The following is a 14,573-nucleotide window of genomic DNA, read 5'->3' as shown; positions in this document are numbered from 1 at the left end:
TGTGTTCCTCGTTGATTCCGCACCCTCAAACCAAGGGCGGTCACTGTCTTACACACAGCGATTCCCGTTACAGATAATGTACGCGCACCTGGTCGGGCCAGTACCGTCGCCGCGTGTGCGCAGCGTCCATCTCGCACAGCCACAGCACGATCGGACGTGTCGTCTGCGGCTCGTTGGTTTCCGGGTCGATACCGAGATCGTGGTCCAGGCTCAGATCGGTGACGGTTCTGGTGGCCAGCGCTCTGATCGCCTCGGCGGGCCGGGTAACCCACACCCAGCCCTCGGGTGCGGGGCGTTCGTCGTCGACCCAGAGCTTCACGCCGACAGTGTGCGCGGGCCCGCCAGCGCCTTCACCCTGTCCGGACGGAATCCGGACCAGTGTTCGTCCCCAGCGACGACAACGGGTGCGCTGAGGTATCCCAGGGCCGTCACATAGTCGCGGGCATCGCTGTCGCGGCTGATGTCGATCGTCTCGTAGGCGACACCGGCCCGGTCGAGTGCTTTGGCAGTAGCGGTGCACTGTACGCAGGCGGGTTTGGTGTACATGGTGACGGTGGTGAAGGCGGACATGGTGAGTTCGTCGCTCCGTTCTCGAACGTTGTGAGCCAGCAGAAGAGTCAGTGCAGGCAACCCCACGAGGCGCATCCGGGCGCCCCGCAGAGTTGCGGACAGGTGTTCTCGGTGTTGGCCTCGGTCAGTCGATCTATCTCGCGGTCCAACTGCGCGCCTGGATCGTTGGGCCGCGGGTCTGCTCGTCCGGTCACGGAGCCGGGGGAGGAGGGGGCGCAGGTGCGGGCTCAGACACCGTCAATCCGCCGGAGGTGCCCTCCAGACGCCCGGGTACCTCGACCTCGGTGATCGCGGTCTGCAGCCGCGCGGTGGTGTCCTCGGCACGCGAACTGGTCGCCGTGCGCTCGGCCACCGACAGCTGCACCACGCCCTTGTCGACCAGCTGAGCTGTCACGTTCCCGTTGCGGTAGACCGCGATCGACGGATCGGGGGTGGCCGTCTCGATCCTTGACTGCGGTGACGGGGCGATGCCCGCGACTGCCTCTTTGAGCGGAAACTGGATCCGGCCCAGCTGATTTCCGATGTCGACCCAACCCACGAAGGACGTCGGCACCCCGATCGTCGACCAGAACGCCGAATTGGCTCGCAGGAACGTCGAACCCGCTGCGACCAGAAGTTCAGCGGTTTCGGACCCGGACTTCACCGTGCCGATCGAGTCTCCGCTGGCGGCCTGCACCGCCTCGGTCACCTCGAACTTGGCCACGGGCGTGGTCACCTGATGGGTCAGGGTGATGTACCCCTGTGACAGCCGCTCGGAGACCAGCGTCGCGGCCAGCTTCTCGGTGACGGTCAGCTCCCGGTCCGGCGGCGGCGGAGGTGCCGGCTCGGTGCGTACCGCCAGCCAGACCGTCAACGGAGCGGCCACCAGGGCCCACACCAGTGCCAGCACCACACCCGAACGGATCAGTTTGGTCTTCACCGTAGAGCTGGGCAGCTCCCACATCTCGCGCACTATTCGGCTCCATTCTCCGCATGTAGCCCCGTCCCAGGGGATCTCGCGCGAAACGTAGCCGTGCACCGCGGTCGGTGGCGTGCTGCGGCGCGCAGTTGCTGAGTCGCAGACAACGAAACACCGTCGGCCCCGAAACCGGGGCCGACGGTGTTTGTCGGTGTGGTCGGCGCGGTGGCCGGCAGACAGGCCTACACAGCCAGGATCGCCGAGGACCCCAACGCCTGCAGCGTGTCGAACGTGACGTTCTCACTGGTGGTCTCAGCTGCGCGCTCGCCCAGCTGCTCCAGGCCAGCCGCCAGCATCGAGACGAACTCCGCGGTAGTGGTGCCCTGCTGCGCCACTGCTCGCAACGAGTCGGCGTCGTTACCCGGCGGGGTGACCGCAGCTGCGGCAGCGGTTGCGGTGGATGATGCCGTCGCGAAGCCGGTGGTCTCGGCAACCAGGCCAGCGACCTGGCTCACCACGTCAGCGAAGCTGGAAACTCCGGTGATCATTGTGTTCTCTCTTCCATGGTCGGATGATGCAGTACCCCATTGTCTCATCAGTCGCGCACCAGATGCATGTGCAACGACATCTGCATCGCAAATCGCTGCACACAGCGAGCCGGCGCGGTGAGACCCCGGAGTCAGCGTCGCCGATGGAAGAGGCCACCATAGACGCCGTGAGCACCGATGCGAGTTCGTTCAGCACCCGCGAAACGCCACGACGGCGACCCGCAGGCGAGACCGTCGCCGACTTCACCATGCTGGTGCGCGTACCCGGGAAGCCGGCCAGTTTCCGTGCCTTCACCGAACCGGAGCGCGGAGAAGCCGAGCAGTACGCCGAACGGACAGGTGGCACCCTGATTGAGCTGCCGCTACCGCTGCCGGACTCTGCTGCGGTGCCGCCCGCGTGAGCGTGGATCTCAGCCCACCGCGCGCGGCTGAGGAAGGCTCAGCGGACGCGGGAACTCCGCGGGATCCTCGGTCATGAAGTGAATCGAGGACATGACAGCCGCGGCCAGTTCCGCCCCGGTGCGCTCGGTCACCGGACCTGCCAGCCGCACCAGCGGAAGCCCGCCCACCACGCGTACATCGATCTGGGTCATCGCTGCCCCTGCGTTGCCGCCGGCACCCGCAGCGCGTTGCGCAGGCAGTAGCGGGCGTTGTCGACATCTCCGGCCTGCAGGTCGACCAGCGCCGCTGACAGCAGGTAGCGCACCCATGTCTGGGCGTAGCGCTCACGGCCCAGTCCGTCACCGCTCCATCGCGCCGTCACGGCACGCTCGAGCAGCTCTGCCGGTGCCACCGACGGCCTGCCCCACACACCGCACAGGTAGTCGAATACATCCTCGATGTCGCCGGTGTCGATGGCGTCGAACGCGTGGCGTTCCGTGGTGGCCGGCGCGGTGTTCACCTCGTCGACATCGGCCGCGGACAGCACCAGCACGCCCAGCTGGGACGCCGACAGGTCCGTACTCACCAGCGAATCCAGGGGTGCGATCAAGCCCACCTCGGCTGCCGCCAGCAGCGGACGCCACGGCTGGGCACATCCCAGCCAGCGATCGACGAACCGGTCAGGCACCGCCGTGATCAGCGGTGTCAGGTGCGCAGGTGCTTTCACCCCCGGCGCGAGGAAACTCAGCCCGTCGCTGGTGGCGAACACCGCCTGCGAACCGCTCAAACCAACGGCCACCGTGGTCGGTTCGCCGCTGCGCTGATGGCCGTGCACCAGCGATGCCGCCATCGAGGCTGCGATGTGCTGCATGTCGGTGGCGTGGACGAGCCCACGCCGTTCGGCGCCGAAGTCGACCAGCGCCGTGTCCGCGGGAGGTTCCGGCCGGTAACCGGGGCGTCGGTCCTCGACGTCAGTGCCTGAACCTCCACCCGCGCCCTGCCCGGCCGAACCGCCGCTGGCCGGCTGCGCGGCGGGGCCGGGCGCAGCACCGCCCATCATCGGCGCCATCATCGGGCCCATCATCGGCGCTGCCCCGACGGGAGCCGCACCGGTGGGGGCTGCGGCTGAACTCAGGGGCGCGGCGAGGGTGGCGGCCTCACCGGAAGACACCCGCGTCTGCGGGGAGGCCAGTGTGTCCGACCCCAGCCCGCCACCACCAGAAGACAGTGTCGTGCCCACCGAGCCCGACGAAGGCAACGACGTCGCCGGGGCAGTGGTCGGCACACCGGCTTCGCCCGTCGACAGGGCAGCGGCACCGGCCTCGGTGCCGGGATAGGGCGCAAGATCCTGATCCTCGCCGGTCTCGGACCCCGCCGCGGGGGATCGTCCGCCGTTCTCGCCGGCGGTGCTGCCGCCGCTGAGCGGTGAGGTGCGTGCAGCAGGGCTCTCCTCACGGCTCTCTTCCGAAGACTCGCCCCGCGCACTGGAAAGCGACGCGCCCTGGTTTGTCAGCCCCGCGGCGGTGGTCAGCTTTTTCAGTGCGTCGTCGGTGACCGGAACGCCCCCACCGCCGGCCTTTTTCATCAGCTCCTGAATCGCCTGCTGCGCGGACTGCGCCATCGGCTGGGCCATCTGGCCGAGGTTGGGCATCGGCAGATTCGGTGGCTTCATCATCTGGCCGGCCACGTTCTGCAGCAGCGACCCCATGGCGTTATCCGGCATCCCCGGCACCATCGGGTTCGATGACGAGGTGGGAGCCATCGTCGAAGGAACCTCCGGAGTCGCACCTTTCTGCACCCCGGACACCAGCTGGTCCTGGGTGGACTTGTGATCCTTGCCGATCTTCTCGGCCTGGTCTTTGGCCTGCTGCAACAGCTCCTGGTAGCGCTGCTGGAACTCGGCCTGGTTCTGCGGGGAGCTGGGACCCCCCGATCCGGCGTAGGAAGAGATCAGCTCCTCGACCGCAGCCTCGAAACTGAGTGCAGTCCCGTTCAATGCCACTTTGGCGTTGAGGATGTCCTGGGCCATCACCGAAGCGCCCTGACCCATGTTCAGTTGCCGCAGCGAGCGGTCGAACGCCGCACGCTGGTCCTCGGTGAACTCCCCGAGCAGCGCGGTCGGGGTCTGGCCCGTGGCATTCGCCTCGATTAGGGCATGCATCACCTCAGCGGTGCTGCCTGTGCCAACCGACTCGGCTGCCTGCTCGAACAGCGCGATCACCGATGCCACCGTGCCGGTCTCCGAGGTGGTCGGGTAGTTGGCCCCGATGATCTGCGCAGAATGCGGGGTGGTCACCGGAGGCAGGTCAGGCGGCATCTCGGGTGTCCTCTCTGTCAGCGCCGCGTGCCCGCAGCGGTAATGGGTGTGCTCATCGTGGCTGCCAGGGTCGGGGTGTCACGCCTGCGGCGCGGATCACGCGGCGTCAACCACGCGCACGTACTGAGTGACGCCGCGCTGTGCAGCGTCGCTGAACATGATGTTGGTCCCGGATTGCTGTGCCTCCACGACCTTTCCGTCACCGACGTAGACCATCACGTGCTGCCCCGGGTTGTTGTGGAACGCGAGATCGCCCGGGCGCGCGTCGGCCGCGCTGACCAAGTACCCCGCGCCGTACTGGTCCCCGGAGACACGGGGGATCTCGACGCCGGAGGCCTGATACACCAGGTATCGCGCCAGGCCCGAGCAGTCAAAGCCCTGCTTGGCGTAGTCGCCGGCCGCGTCGGCGGCACCCCCGTCGTGGATACCTTGACTGATCCCGTCGATGGTGCCGCCGCCCCACGCGTACGGGATACCCGCCGCGACCACCTCGTTGGCCAGATCGATGATGCGCTGCTCGTACTCGTTCTGCCCGGGTGTAGTCGGTCCGCCCTCGCCGCCGGCCCCGCCGCGGCCGAGCGCGCGGCCGACACCGCCTCCGGCTCCCGCGCCCGATCCACCGCCCGCCCCACCGCTGAGCAGTGAGGCCAGCGCCTGTGACGGATTGGCTCCCGAGAGCAGACCGGGCAGTGACTGGCCGGCTGAGGCCGCGGGAACCTGTGGCATCTGCGGCATCTGGGCGCCCTGCCCCCCGCCGCCCTGTCCGAGTGCGCCCATCAGACCACTACCGGCGCCACCGAGTCCGGCCAGAAGAGCAGGCCCGATATTGTTGATACCGTCGGAGCCTTCGGCGTCGATCCCGGTCTTGCCGGTGGAGTCTCTTTTGGTCGTGTCGATGCCGCGGTCGACTTTGTCTCCACCCCGGCGGTTCTGCTCAGCCGTGTCGTCCACGGCGACGGCCAGACGCGGGTCGACACCCGGGGCGTTGGCCCGTCCGCCACCGGTGCGTGCGCTTTCCAGCGCGGCCGAAGCCTGTCCGGACCCGGACTGGATCGCGCCGTCGTCGGTACTGATCGATGAGGTCATGGGCTAGGCCCCCTGAATTCCGGATTCGCCGCGGTTGTCCGAGCCGGTGATCCCGTCCTGCAGCGCACCCAGATCGGTGATCACCGCCGAGAGCGACTGCGATGCCGCGCGGGCCGCGTCGGTTGCCGCTTTGATGGCAGCGCCGGCGGCGGAGAGGGTTTCGGCAGCCGCCGGTGCCACCGTCTTGCCGCCGGTTGCGGCCGCTGCGCCGCTGCTGGAGACCACGCCCGCACTGGCCGCCGCCGTGAGTGCGTCAGTGAGCTTGGTGCCCTCGGATGTGAGTTTGTCCGCCTCGGCCTGCAAGGTACGCAGATCCTGCAGGCCGGCGCGGTAGCTCTCGTGCGAGGTGATGGAAATCGTGGAGGGAGAGGTCATGTCACGTCCTGGTCTAGGTGTGGTGGATGTCGGCAGCAGCGGTGATGTCGGTGCCGGTCATGGCGGTGAACTTCTCGCTGATGGTGTCGGCCGCGGCTTGGGCCTGGTCGGCGACAGAGCGAGTGAGCGCCGCCGCGGCCTTGGCCCAGGCGTCGAGGCCCTCCAGTGTCTGGGCGTATATGGGCGCCGGCATGCCATCACGAGTGAACTGCATGGTCTCCGTGCGTGCGGTATCCGCGATCGTGCCCAGCTCCCCGGCGATGGCGGAGAGGCCCGCCGCGGCTTCGCGGATACGTGTCACTTTGGCAGGGAAACCGTCGGCGTCGGCGATCTCGATCGTGGTCCCTGATGGACTGTTGCCCACTATCTCTCCTCCCGCGGCCTGCACATGTGCCATCTCTTTTGCCGCATGAAATGCACGGCCTCTCTGGGCAGTGTATGGGCGCGAGCGCTGCATCGACGGCTGATACGCGTCTAAGTGCACGCATCGGATGCCGATGCAAATGCACGGGCGCCGGATGCGTGCTGGACGTGACGCTGACTGAGCGGGAACGCCGCTGCGATCATCGCTCTGGCAGGAACCGGACCCAGCGCGGTGGCGGATCGGGGAGTCGGTGCCTGCGCAGACTGAGCAACCGTGCGGACCGGCGCGGGGCGATCACGGTGGCCACCGCTGATAGAGCGGCTACGGCGACCAGGAGGAGCACTGGGCCGCTCATGCGTCACCGGAACGGCTGCCGCCTGCGTCCGCACCTGAGCGTGCTCCCTTCGGTTCGGCGGCCGTGCGTGCGGACCGCGGGCTCGACGACGTCGCGTCGGTGTCACGATCCGGACGCAACGAGACCCGGGGAGCGCTTGTGGACCGCTGGGTGTCGCGCGCAGTGCGCGTTCGCACGGCGTCGGTGCGGCTGGTCACCGGCGAGTCGGCGACCGCTGCCGGTGCGTCCGCGGCTGCATCGGGATCAGCCGTCGTGCGGACTTCCCGCGGGGCGGATCTCTTCTCTGCCGCGGTGGACTCAGCTCTGTCTGGCGACGGGGCCGTGGCTTTCCCGGTGTCTTCAGTGGCGGCGGTGTCCTCGGGTGCGTTCACCTCCGCTGTGGTCGCCGCGGTATCGGTGGTGGGGATGGTTCCGGCGTCGTCGGCGTCGGCGGGCGCGTGTTCCTCCTGTTCGGCGGTTGCGTCCAGAGGGAGCATCGTGGAATCCGGTGCTCCCAGGGTGTCGGTGATCGTGGGGACCTGATGCGCCGCGGTGGCCGCCGTCTGCAGCTGGGCCCCGTTGCCGGCCGACCGCAGCGCGGGTGGCGTGTCGATGGGCTTCAAATTGAAGATGCTGCGAATGCCGTTGTTGATGCCGTCGCCCACCTGGTTGGCGAGACGGTTGGCGTCGAGCATCGGCCCGTTGAGGTCCACCCCGAGATCGGTGACCGCGCCCAGGCCGTCGTCGATGACCCGGTTGACCTCGGCGGTGGCGTCGTCGAGTGCTTTGGCGATCGGGTTGAGCGCGCCCTGCGCGTCGTTGATCAGCGGGTTGAGTGCATCGCGCACTTGCTCCAGCGCCTGTGAGATGAACTGGGCGGCCGCGACACTGACCGCGTTGCGGTAGACCAGGTTCCCGATCTCTTTGTTGCCGAAGATCTCAAACTCGCCTTTGGCCGGGTCGAGAAGGTTGTCCTGCAGCCCCGAGATCACCGAGTTGAACACGGTCTGCGGGGTCTCCAAGCCCATCTGCCAGGAGACCGGATTCTGCCAGAATTTCGCCTGTGTGCCGGCCATGTCCCAGCCGCGGGTGAAGGTGGCGACACCTTCGGCGTCCACGGCCATACCGACGTCCTGGTAGCCCTGGGCGACCAGCTGGGTCAAGACATCGGCGAACGAATCCGACACCGTGGTGGAGAACCCGAATCCCGGCAGGTAGCTCAGCGTCCGCGGGATGAACTGAATGGGCTCCAGCAGGGGCAGCCGACCCGAGTCGTAGGTGACATACAGGTTGCCGTCCCCGCCGACGTCGACGTGCAACAGGCTCGCGACGTCCACGGTCTCCAGCAGATGGTTGATCGTCCCGGCGCTCAGGGTGCCACCGGTGAGATCGCCGATCACTTCGAAGAACGCGTCGACATTCGGCGGCAGCAGATAGGTCGGCATGACCATGCCGACACCGCTGTTCAGCCACGCCAGCGGATTGAGCAGTGTTGAGGGCGCGTCGGAGACGATGTCGTAGGCGGCGCCGAAGTCCCACACGGTGACGTTGCCGTCCATGACCGTGATCGGCACCCCAAATCCGTTGGTGCTTCGGTGTGATGCCGTGCCATCGGCGTTCGACAGATTCAAGCCGACTGTGGATGACAGCGGGTTGAGCAGCGAGAGAATGCCGCCACCGGTGCGGCTGGGGTTGCGCAGGGCGATCGCCAGGATAGCGGTCTGAGCGAATGCGGGATCGTTGAGGAACGTGGGTGAGGCGAGTGCGAAGTTGGTGCCGCCCAGGCCGATTGCCGGCACGATGGCGAGCTTGCCGGCTTTCGAGAAGAACGGCCCGTCCCAGGCGCCGGGCACGTTGAGGGGCAGGTCGGCCACGAGGGTCTCGATGATGTCGGTGTCGATGCCGGTGATGTCGTCGAGTAGTCCGATGATGACTGCGGCGGCGTCACCGGCGGCCAGTGCGGTCTTGAGCGCCGACAGCGTGCCCTGGGTCAGCGTCGACCACTGCAGCGTGTTGATCTGGTCGATGGTTCCGGCCGGTCCCATCGGCGGCACGGCCATCTCGGGAATCGAGATGTTGCCCAGCAGGGGCAGGTTGATGCCGGTCTGCAACGCGGCGACCAGGGCAGCCAGGTTCTCCACCGTCTGCTTGAGCCCTTGTCCGGCATCGCCGGGAACGATCTGCGCCAGCCCGGCCATGCCGTTGAGGAAGTCCTGCGCGGTGCCCATCCCCATGGTGCGGAAGGCCTGCGGGATGGGTCCGATCGGGTATATCCCGGTCGACGCGGCCAGGCGCACCTGAGCATTGACTGCCGACACCGGGGCGGGCGAAGGTGCGGGGGCGGCTGCCGCTGTGGTCAGCGCGGTGACGGTGGCCGCTGCCACGACGGTGGTGGCCAAGCGGCGCGAGGTGGTGGACATGCTGCTCCTAGAAGGGTGTTGGGGCTGGTGGGCAGGGGTGTTCAGATCCCGACGTCGGCCATGAGCCGCTCTCGGGTGTCGGTGTCCAGGTCGGTCAGCATGGTGGTGAGCCTGCGAACGTCGGGGTTGCGTGCGAGGGCGAGCCACTCGAGTTCGGCGTCAAGCCGTTGCCTATAGTTGCCTTCGGGATCGGTGAAGTATTCGCTGCCGATCCCGAAGAACTCGGCGATCAGTTCGATCATGTACTGCGAAGGCCGCTGACGGCCTCCAGTGCGGAGCTGGGACAAGTAAGGTGCCGATAGCCGCATACCGCCGGCGTGAACCCACTGGATGAGTTCCTGACTGGTGAATGGACCGCGACCTGGCGGATAGATCGTCTCGAACAGCTGATTGAGTTGTGCGGCAAAGCCATCCGGCACGCCGAAGGTTCCCTTGTAGGTCGCCGCGCTTGTTGTCGTCATCGTGTGAGTCCCCTGTCTGTCTACCTGTTGTGCTGCGCTGCGCTGTCGTTCACCGCGGTGATGGGGCGGCCCGCCGGATCACCACTTCGAGGTCTGCGTCGTCGCCGAAGGCGGCAATCATCCGCTGGATGACATCGCCGACGCGGTTGTATTCCGGTGTGCGTGCATCGAATTCGCCGGGATCGGTGATGTCGCTGTGGCAGCGGGCCACTTTTGGCGGCCCCTGACGGTGCGTGGTACGCGAAGTGGGTTCGGATCGCGATGACGGCGGGCTTGGATCGGTCGCTGAGCAGGCGGTGTTCGCACGGCGGACGTGCGTCATCGGAGTCAGCCACGGTGTGCCCATCTCTGGTAACCGGCGATGGTCGTCCAGGGCGGCTGTTGACGGTGGAACAGGCGGGCGGCGCGAACGGAATATGCGGTCACCCATGCCCAGGCGGTCGCGGCTAGGACTGCTGGCCACAGCCACCGTCCGGTTCCGATAGATGCGGCAAGCGCCCGGTCATCGATGGGCGGACTGGCGATCAGATACGGCACGAGAATCACCAGCAGCGCCAGTACCGCTCCCGTGACGGCGATCGGCAAGGCCAGCAGGGCGGGGCGCTGAACAGCGGTGTGGCGACCGTAGCGAGCGAGGATCGCCATCGCCGAGAACGCTGATACGGAGAGGATCACCACGGAGAGCCACGGCCCCACGCCACTGGCAAACGCTGTGCCGTTCACAGCGAATCCCTTCGGTGCCGGAGCCAGCACACGGTGCCGCGCTGTGGCTGCGGCGACAGCGAGAAGGAAGCTGACCGGCCCGATCACGGGGTGCGACCGTGAGGGGCGGCGGGCGTGGTGCACGGGTTGGCATCAGGGCCGGCTGTTGGTGCCTGCGTACCGGCCGCTGGTCGGGGTTCGAAAGTGTCGGTGCAGTGGCGGATGTGGGCCGAGGCCGCTCGGACGCGGCGCCGCGCCTCCCAGCACAGGAAAAGAACACCCGCGGCGCCGACCAGCCAGCCCACCGCCGTGAGAGTCACGACTCGGCTCCTGAATCCTTCGCGGTGCGGGAGGAGTCTCTGCGCGGTGACGATCCGGAGAGGCTGCGGCCGCTACCGCGATCGGGGGAGCCGGACCGGATCGCCGTCCTGGCCGTCTTCGGTGCCCGCGGCCGCGACACGGCTTCGGAGCCGCCGCCGCCGACCTGGCGGGTGTGCAGCCGCGTACGCGTGCTGGCGGTCACGCCGGCGTCGGCGGGCGCAACCGTCGCGCCGTCGTCGCCTTCGGTGGAGTCGCCGCGGTCGGTGATGCTCGTCGCGTATTCCTGCGCACCGGCCGAGTCCGTGGCTGCCAGGTCGTCGCTATCGGCGACGGCATCCAGATCGTCGGTGAGCACGGTGGCCGGTTCTGCCGGTATGTCCGGTTCGGCCGGTGGGGCCGGTGCGGGGACCGGCTGGCTGCCGGCATCTCCGATTGCTTCCGTATTCGGCTGCAGCACTACGTGATCGGTGTCTACTGCCGGAGCAGGGCGCGGTTCCCGCGAGTCTGATACCGCCACGACCTGTGTCAGTGACGGCGGTGGCGGGTCATGCTCTGCTGGGCCCGCCGCCGACTCCTCGCCGGTGTCCGCCCCCGCTTCGACCGCCGGTGTCGTGCGGGCCCGGTGTGCCGCGTCAATACGGCGCAGTGCCGAGCCGATCCCGTCTGCCATGGCGGTGATCTGGTTGACCACCACCCGCACCATCGACTGCACGACCCGCGCCACCATCGGCGCCTGGCCGGGATCGTAGGCGGAGTCGATGATCGGTTTGAGGGTTCGGTTCCAGTCGTCGAGAAGGCCGGCGCTGACTCCGAGCGCTTGCAGTGGCCGCAGCAGCGGCAGCAGCCCCGTTGCCCGGATCAGGTAGGTCGTCGTGGTGGCCCCGAGAGAGTTCACGGTGGTAGTGATGTCGGATTCCGGGAACGCCGACAGGTCCACTGCGTAGGCGTTCGGGTTGTGGAACGTCAACGTGCCCATGACCGCGTTGAGCACCGCCAGCACGTTGAGCTGGCGGACCGGCCAGTGCCCGAGACCGTCGTATTCGTGGTTGAGCACGACCTGATCGAACGGCGATTCGTCCGGCCGCGTGACGAACGACAGCCCGGGGAGCTTGAAGCCCCAGTTGCGGCCCATCACCCCGGTGTCCCCGGACGGGCCGGCCATCCGCACGAACAGCACGTCGCGGGCCTCGCCCGCCGCGAGCAGCGCCTGCTCCAACAGGCTCAGCACAATGTCGCCCTGCGAGACCCCGATCAGCACCAACCGATCTCCGGCCGGCGCGGCCTCCAGCGCCGCCACGAGGTTCGCCAATCCCTCGGCTACCGAGGCGTTCAACGCGGTCGCGCCCTGGAACGGAAACAGCGCCGCCGCATAACCGATCTGCAATGCCTGCTCACCGAAATACGTAAAGGCCGCACCGATGTCGGCCAGATCGACCATCTGCTGCGGCGCAGGATTGTCGCGGGTCCCGGAGAGATGGAACACCGAATCAGCGGCCTGCGCAGGTGCAGGGCTGATCACCACCGCGGGCGAAACGATCAGCGCTGCGCACACTGTCGCCCCGATCCACCGCCTCGTCCGGTGCGTGTGTCGGCGGCTTCGCTGGGCCCGAGCGGCCGTCATTCGCCAGCCCTGGAATTCGACCGGCTGCCCTCGCGCCCGGATTCCCGCGGCGCGGACCGCGCATCGTCCCCGCGATGGCCGCGTTGGGCCGCCGGCGAGGTCGACCTGTCAGCCGATGGCGCCATGGCCGTGCGCGGCGCCCGACGCGGGGACCGCTCAGACTTCGCGGCACTGCCCTCGCCAAGGGCTTCTTCCGCTCGCTGTGACTCAGCCTCGGTGTCAGTGCCCTCACCGGTGACCGTGGCGTCGTTCGTGGCGGGTTCAGCCTCGGTCTCGGTGTCGCCCGCAGGTTCGTCGGAGCCGACCGTTTCCGTCTCGGCTGAGGAATCGACGACTTCGGCTTCGGTGTCGGTTTCGATCGGAGCTGGGTCGGAGCTGGGTTCGGTCTCCTCGACTGGTTCGGTCAGGGAATCCTCGACCAGGGCGGGCTCGACTGCCGGCTCCTGTGCAGTGTCGGGGTCGGAGATGGTGACCAGCTCACCGGCGACAGCATCGGCGGTCGGGGCCCCGACTGGTGCAGCATCGATGTCGTCGGACACCGCGGCGGCCTCGCTCGTCGGGTTACCAGTCTCCTCGCCCGCGTCGTCGTTGTCGGCCTCTTCCTGCGCCAGGGCGGTTGTCTTGTCGTCTGTCTCGTCCTCGGTGGCGTCGGTAGCGGGAGCGGGAGTCTGTGGCAGAGCGCGGATTACCAGGCCCAGCGCTGCCTGCACGGCCGGGGTCACCGCGATCGCGACCTGGGCGACGACCGCCGAGACCGCGTTGGCTACCGCGGTGAACGCCTTGCGCAGCGGGCCCGGCATCAGGTTGTAGATCACGGCGATCGCTGCGTTGGGAATGATCAGCGCGGTATTGGCCAGCCCGAATCCGACCGATGCCAACTGTAAGTACAGGTCCCGTGCGGCACCCATTTTGGGCGCGGTGTAGTCGGGTAGCTCACCGAGGCCGCTCGCCGCAATCAGCTCGGCGAGCACCTGCGCGGCAAGCTTGGGCGCACCAGAGGAGGTGAACAGTCCGAAGTTGTACTCGTGGTTGAGAATTCCGGTCTGCGCGTCCTGGGACGTGTACACGAACGCCGGCCCGGTGTAAGACAGCTTGGACCAGGCGGTGAGGAAGTCCCGCAGCAGCGCCGCCTGCTCGGTCTGGGTGACGCCCCAGCCCGGAGTGGTGGCGGTGCCGTATTCGGTGGCCCAAATCTGTTTTCCCCCATCGCCGTTGGCGACCATCAGCTCGTAGAGCGCTTTGACCTGCTCCAGCGGCGTGTTGGCGGTACCCGTGCCCGCGGAGAAAGGGAGCGTGTAGTGGTAGGGGTGATAGGACAGCGCGTCGAAGTAGCCGGCGGCGCCGGCGGCGTACATCTGTTCCAGGAAACGCTGCGGAGTCACCGAGATTCCGTTGACGTTGGTGGTCGCGCCCAGTGATCCGGCGAGGACCGCCGCATCCGGATTGGCGGCCTTGATCGCGGTGTATGCGGCCTTGAGCATCTCGGTGTAGCCGGAGGCGCTGACCGGGGCGTAGAACATCACACCGTTCGGCTCGTTCCAGATCTCATAGCTCGCGATCTGCGAGCCGTACCGTGCCGCCACCGAGCCTGCGAATGCGGCGTAGGTGTCCGGATTCGGGGCGCCGGCCAACGGCAGACCGGCCCAGGTCGGCGTAGCGGTGACTGCGCCTGTCAGGGTGAACCCCATATCGCTGGCCTTGGCCACCAGGGCGTCCATCTTCGACCAGTCGTATGTGCCGGCCGCAGGTTCGATGTAAACCCACGGAACCGCGACCCGCAGGTCGGTCACGCCGAGGCCACGCAGCTCCGTCAGCCGCGCCGTGAGTTCCTCGGGGCCAAGGTTGTACAGGTGAGAGTCGGCGACACCGAAAACCGGCGCGGAGTCGCTGATCTCGGACAGCAATGTGACAGCTACCCGGTGAGTCGGCCGCAACAGATCATTGGTTGCCGTTGCGGGCGCAGCGGTGAGCACCGAGGCCAGCGTGACGGCCGCGACGGTGCCCGCGGCGAGCTTGGCCCGCAGGAGGGGGGTGGGTACGCCCGTCGTGGTGGAGACATGTCGGGCCTGATCGCGGGACTTCTGACCTGCAACTTTAGGGCTCAGTGCGGGACGGTCAGGCTGCTTACGTGAGTTCACGCGCGCATGCGACCACATTCACGGGTGTGAATCGCAC

Annotated in this window: 16 protein-coding genes; 1 reads left to right on the top strand and 15 read right to left on the bottom strand. The window is 67.8% G+C overall.

The features are described from left to right. Nucleotides 1–67: 67 nt before the first annotated feature. The 4 genes from AWB94_RS06120 to AWB94_RS06105 all read right to left on the bottom strand — a co-directional run bounded on the left by AWB94_RS06120 (nt 68) and on the right by AWB94_RS06105 (nt 2,016). Nucleotides 68–319, bottom strand: a complete 252-nt coding sequence (locus tag AWB94_RS06120) for a cyclic-phosphate processing receiver domain-containing protein (RefSeq protein ID WP_062656020.1) — start codon at nt 317–319, stop codon at nt 68–70. After that, nucleotides 316–570, bottom strand: a complete 255-nt coding sequence (gene nrdH, locus AWB94_RS06115; RefSeq protein WP_062656169.1) for a glutaredoxin-like protein NrdH — start codon at nt 568–570, stop codon at nt 316–318. The genes AWB94_RS06120 and nrdH overlap by 4 nt, the downstream gene beginning before the upstream one ends. A 190-nt stretch (nt 571–760) precedes the next feature. After that, nucleotides 761–1,513, bottom strand: a complete 753-nt coding sequence (locus tag AWB94_RS06110) for a hypothetical protein (protein WP_230021246.1) — start codon at nt 1,511–1,513, stop codon at nt 761–763. Nucleotides 1,514–1,710: 197 nt separating this feature from the next. Next, a complete protein-coding gene (locus AWB94_RS06105; protein ID WP_230021217.1) occupies nt 1,711–2,016 on the bottom strand; it encodes a hypothetical protein in 306 nt (101 codons plus the stop codon). Nucleotides 2,017–2,183: 167 nt separating this feature from the next. Here AWB94_RS06105 and AWB94_RS06100 point away from each other — a divergent pair, with 167 nt between their 5' ends. Continuing rightward, the gene (locus tag AWB94_RS06100) at nt 2,184–2,417 is read left to right on the top strand and encodes a hypothetical protein (RefSeq protein WP_131805240.1); all 234 of its coding nucleotides are present in this window, start codon (nt 2,184–2,186) and stop codon (nt 2,415–2,417) included. Nucleotides 2,418–2,426: 9 nt separating this feature from the next. Here the strand turns inward: AWB94_RS06100 and AWB94_RS06095 are convergent, their stop codons facing one another. The 11 genes from AWB94_RS06095 to AWB94_RS06050 all read right to left on the bottom strand — a co-directional run bounded on the left by AWB94_RS06095 (nt 2,427) and on the right by AWB94_RS06050 (nt 14,536). Next, entirely contained in the window at nt 2,427–2,609 is a 183-nt protein-coding gene (locus tag AWB94_RS06095; protein ID WP_036376390.1) for a hypothetical protein, read from the bottom strand. Then, on the bottom strand, nt 2,606–4,693 hold the full coding sequence (locus AWB94_RS06090) for a hypothetical protein (RefSeq protein ID WP_230021220.1): 2,088 nt from the start codon (nt 4,691–4,693) through the stop codon (nt 2,606–2,608). The genes AWB94_RS06095 and AWB94_RS06090 overlap by 4 nt, the downstream gene beginning before the upstream one ends. 117 nt (nt 4,694–4,810) lie before the next feature. After that, nucleotides 4,811–5,800 carry a C40 family peptidase gene (locus AWB94_RS06085; protein ID WP_062656023.1) on the bottom strand — a complete coding sequence of 330 codons (990 nt, stop codon included), beginning with the start codon at nt 5,798–5,800 and terminating at the stop codon, nt 4,811–4,813. Nucleotides 5,801–5,803: 3 nt separating this feature from the next. Next, on the bottom strand, nt 5,804–6,175 hold the full coding sequence (locus AWB94_RS06080; RefSeq protein ID WP_062656024.1) for a hypothetical protein: 372 nt from the start codon (nt 6,173–6,175) through the stop codon (nt 5,804–5,806). A gap of 13 nt (nt 6,176–6,188) precedes the next feature. Continuing rightward, the gene (locus AWB94_RS06075; RefSeq protein WP_062656025.1) at nt 6,189–6,539 is read right to left on the bottom strand and encodes a hypothetical protein; all 351 of its coding nucleotides are present in this window, start codon (nt 6,537–6,539) and stop codon (nt 6,189–6,191) included. Nucleotides 6,540–6,890: 351 nt separating this feature from the next. Then, the gene (locus AWB94_RS06070) at nt 6,891–9,293 is read right to left on the bottom strand and encodes a PE-PPE domain-containing protein (protein WP_062656026.1); all 2,403 of its coding nucleotides are present in this window, start codon (nt 9,291–9,293) and stop codon (nt 6,891–6,893) included. 41 nt (nt 9,294–9,334) lie between these two features. Continuing rightward, nucleotides 9,335–9,754: a helix-turn-helix transcriptional regulator gene (locus tag AWB94_RS06065; protein WP_064961263.1), complete on the bottom strand. Its 420-nt coding sequence runs from the start codon at nt 9,752–9,754 to the stop codon at nt 9,335–9,337. Nucleotides 9,755–9,803: 49 nt separating this feature from the next. Continuing rightward, complete coding sequence (locus AWB94_RS35010) at nt 9,804–9,965, bottom strand: hypothetical protein (protein WP_165605291.1); 162 nt, start codon at nt 9,963–9,965, stop codon at nt 9,804–9,806. A 116-nt stretch (nt 9,966–10,081) separates the two neighbouring features. After that, complete coding sequence (locus AWB94_RS06060; protein WP_131805241.1) at nt 10,082–10,477, bottom strand: hypothetical protein; 396 nt, start codon at nt 10,475–10,477, stop codon at nt 10,082–10,084. A gap of 295 nt (nt 10,478–10,772) precedes the next feature. Beyond that, nucleotides 10,773–12,299, bottom strand: coding sequence for a PE-PPE domain-containing protein (locus AWB94_RS06055; protein WP_207626217.1), 1,527 nt, complete (start codon nt 12,297–12,299; stop codon nt 10,773–10,775). Nucleotides 12,300–12,394: 95 nt separating this feature from the next. Further along, nucleotides 12,395–14,536: a cellulase family glycosylhydrolase gene (locus tag AWB94_RS06050; protein WP_165605293.1), complete on the bottom strand. Its 2,142-nt coding sequence runs from the start codon at nt 14,534–14,536 to the stop codon at nt 12,395–12,397. Nucleotides 14,537–14,573 lie beyond the last annotated feature (37 nt).

Source organism: Mycolicibacterium canariasense (assembly GCF_002101555.1).
In the GTDB taxonomy this organism is placed as follows: Bacteria; Actinomycetota; Actinomycetes; order Mycobacteriales; family Mycobacteriaceae; genus Mycobacterium; species Mycobacterium canariasense.
This window is presented reverse-complemented; position numbering and strand designations above follow the sequence as displayed.

What these genes read in the sequence shown, in the direction of transcription:
- nrdH (WP_062656169.1), bottom strand. Translation starts at nt 570, where the DNA reads ATGTCCGCCTTCACCACCGTCACCATGTACACCAAACCCGCCTGCGTA.
- AWB94_RS06110 (WP_230021246.1), bottom strand. Translation starts at nt 1,513, where the DNA reads ATGTGGGAGCTGCCCAGCTCTACGGTGAAGACCAAACTGATCCGTTCG.
- AWB94_RS06105 (WP_230021217.1), bottom strand. Translation starts at nt 2,016, where the DNA reads ATGATCACCGGAGTTTCCAGCTTCGCTGACGTGGTGAGCCAGGTCGCT.
- AWB94_RS06095 (WP_036376390.1), bottom strand. Translation starts at nt 2,609, where the DNA reads ATGACCCAGATCGATGTACGCGTGGTGGGCGGGCTTCCGCTGGTGCGG.
- AWB94_RS06085 (WP_062656023.1), bottom strand. Translation starts at nt 5,800, where the DNA reads ATGACCTCATCGATCAGTACCGACGACGGCGCGATCCAGTCCGGGTCC.
- AWB94_RS06080 (WP_062656024.1), bottom strand. Translation starts at nt 6,175, where the DNA reads ATGACCTCTCCCTCCACGATTTCCATCACCTCGCACGAGAGCTACCGC.
- AWB94_RS06070 (WP_062656026.1), bottom strand. Translation starts at nt 9,293, where the DNA reads ATGTCCACCACCTCGCGCCGCTTGGCCACCACCGTCGTGGCAGCGGCC.
- AWB94_RS06065 (WP_064961263.1), bottom strand. Translation starts at nt 9,754, where the DNA reads ATGACGACAACAAGCGCGGCGACCTACAAGGGAACCTTCGGCGTGCCG.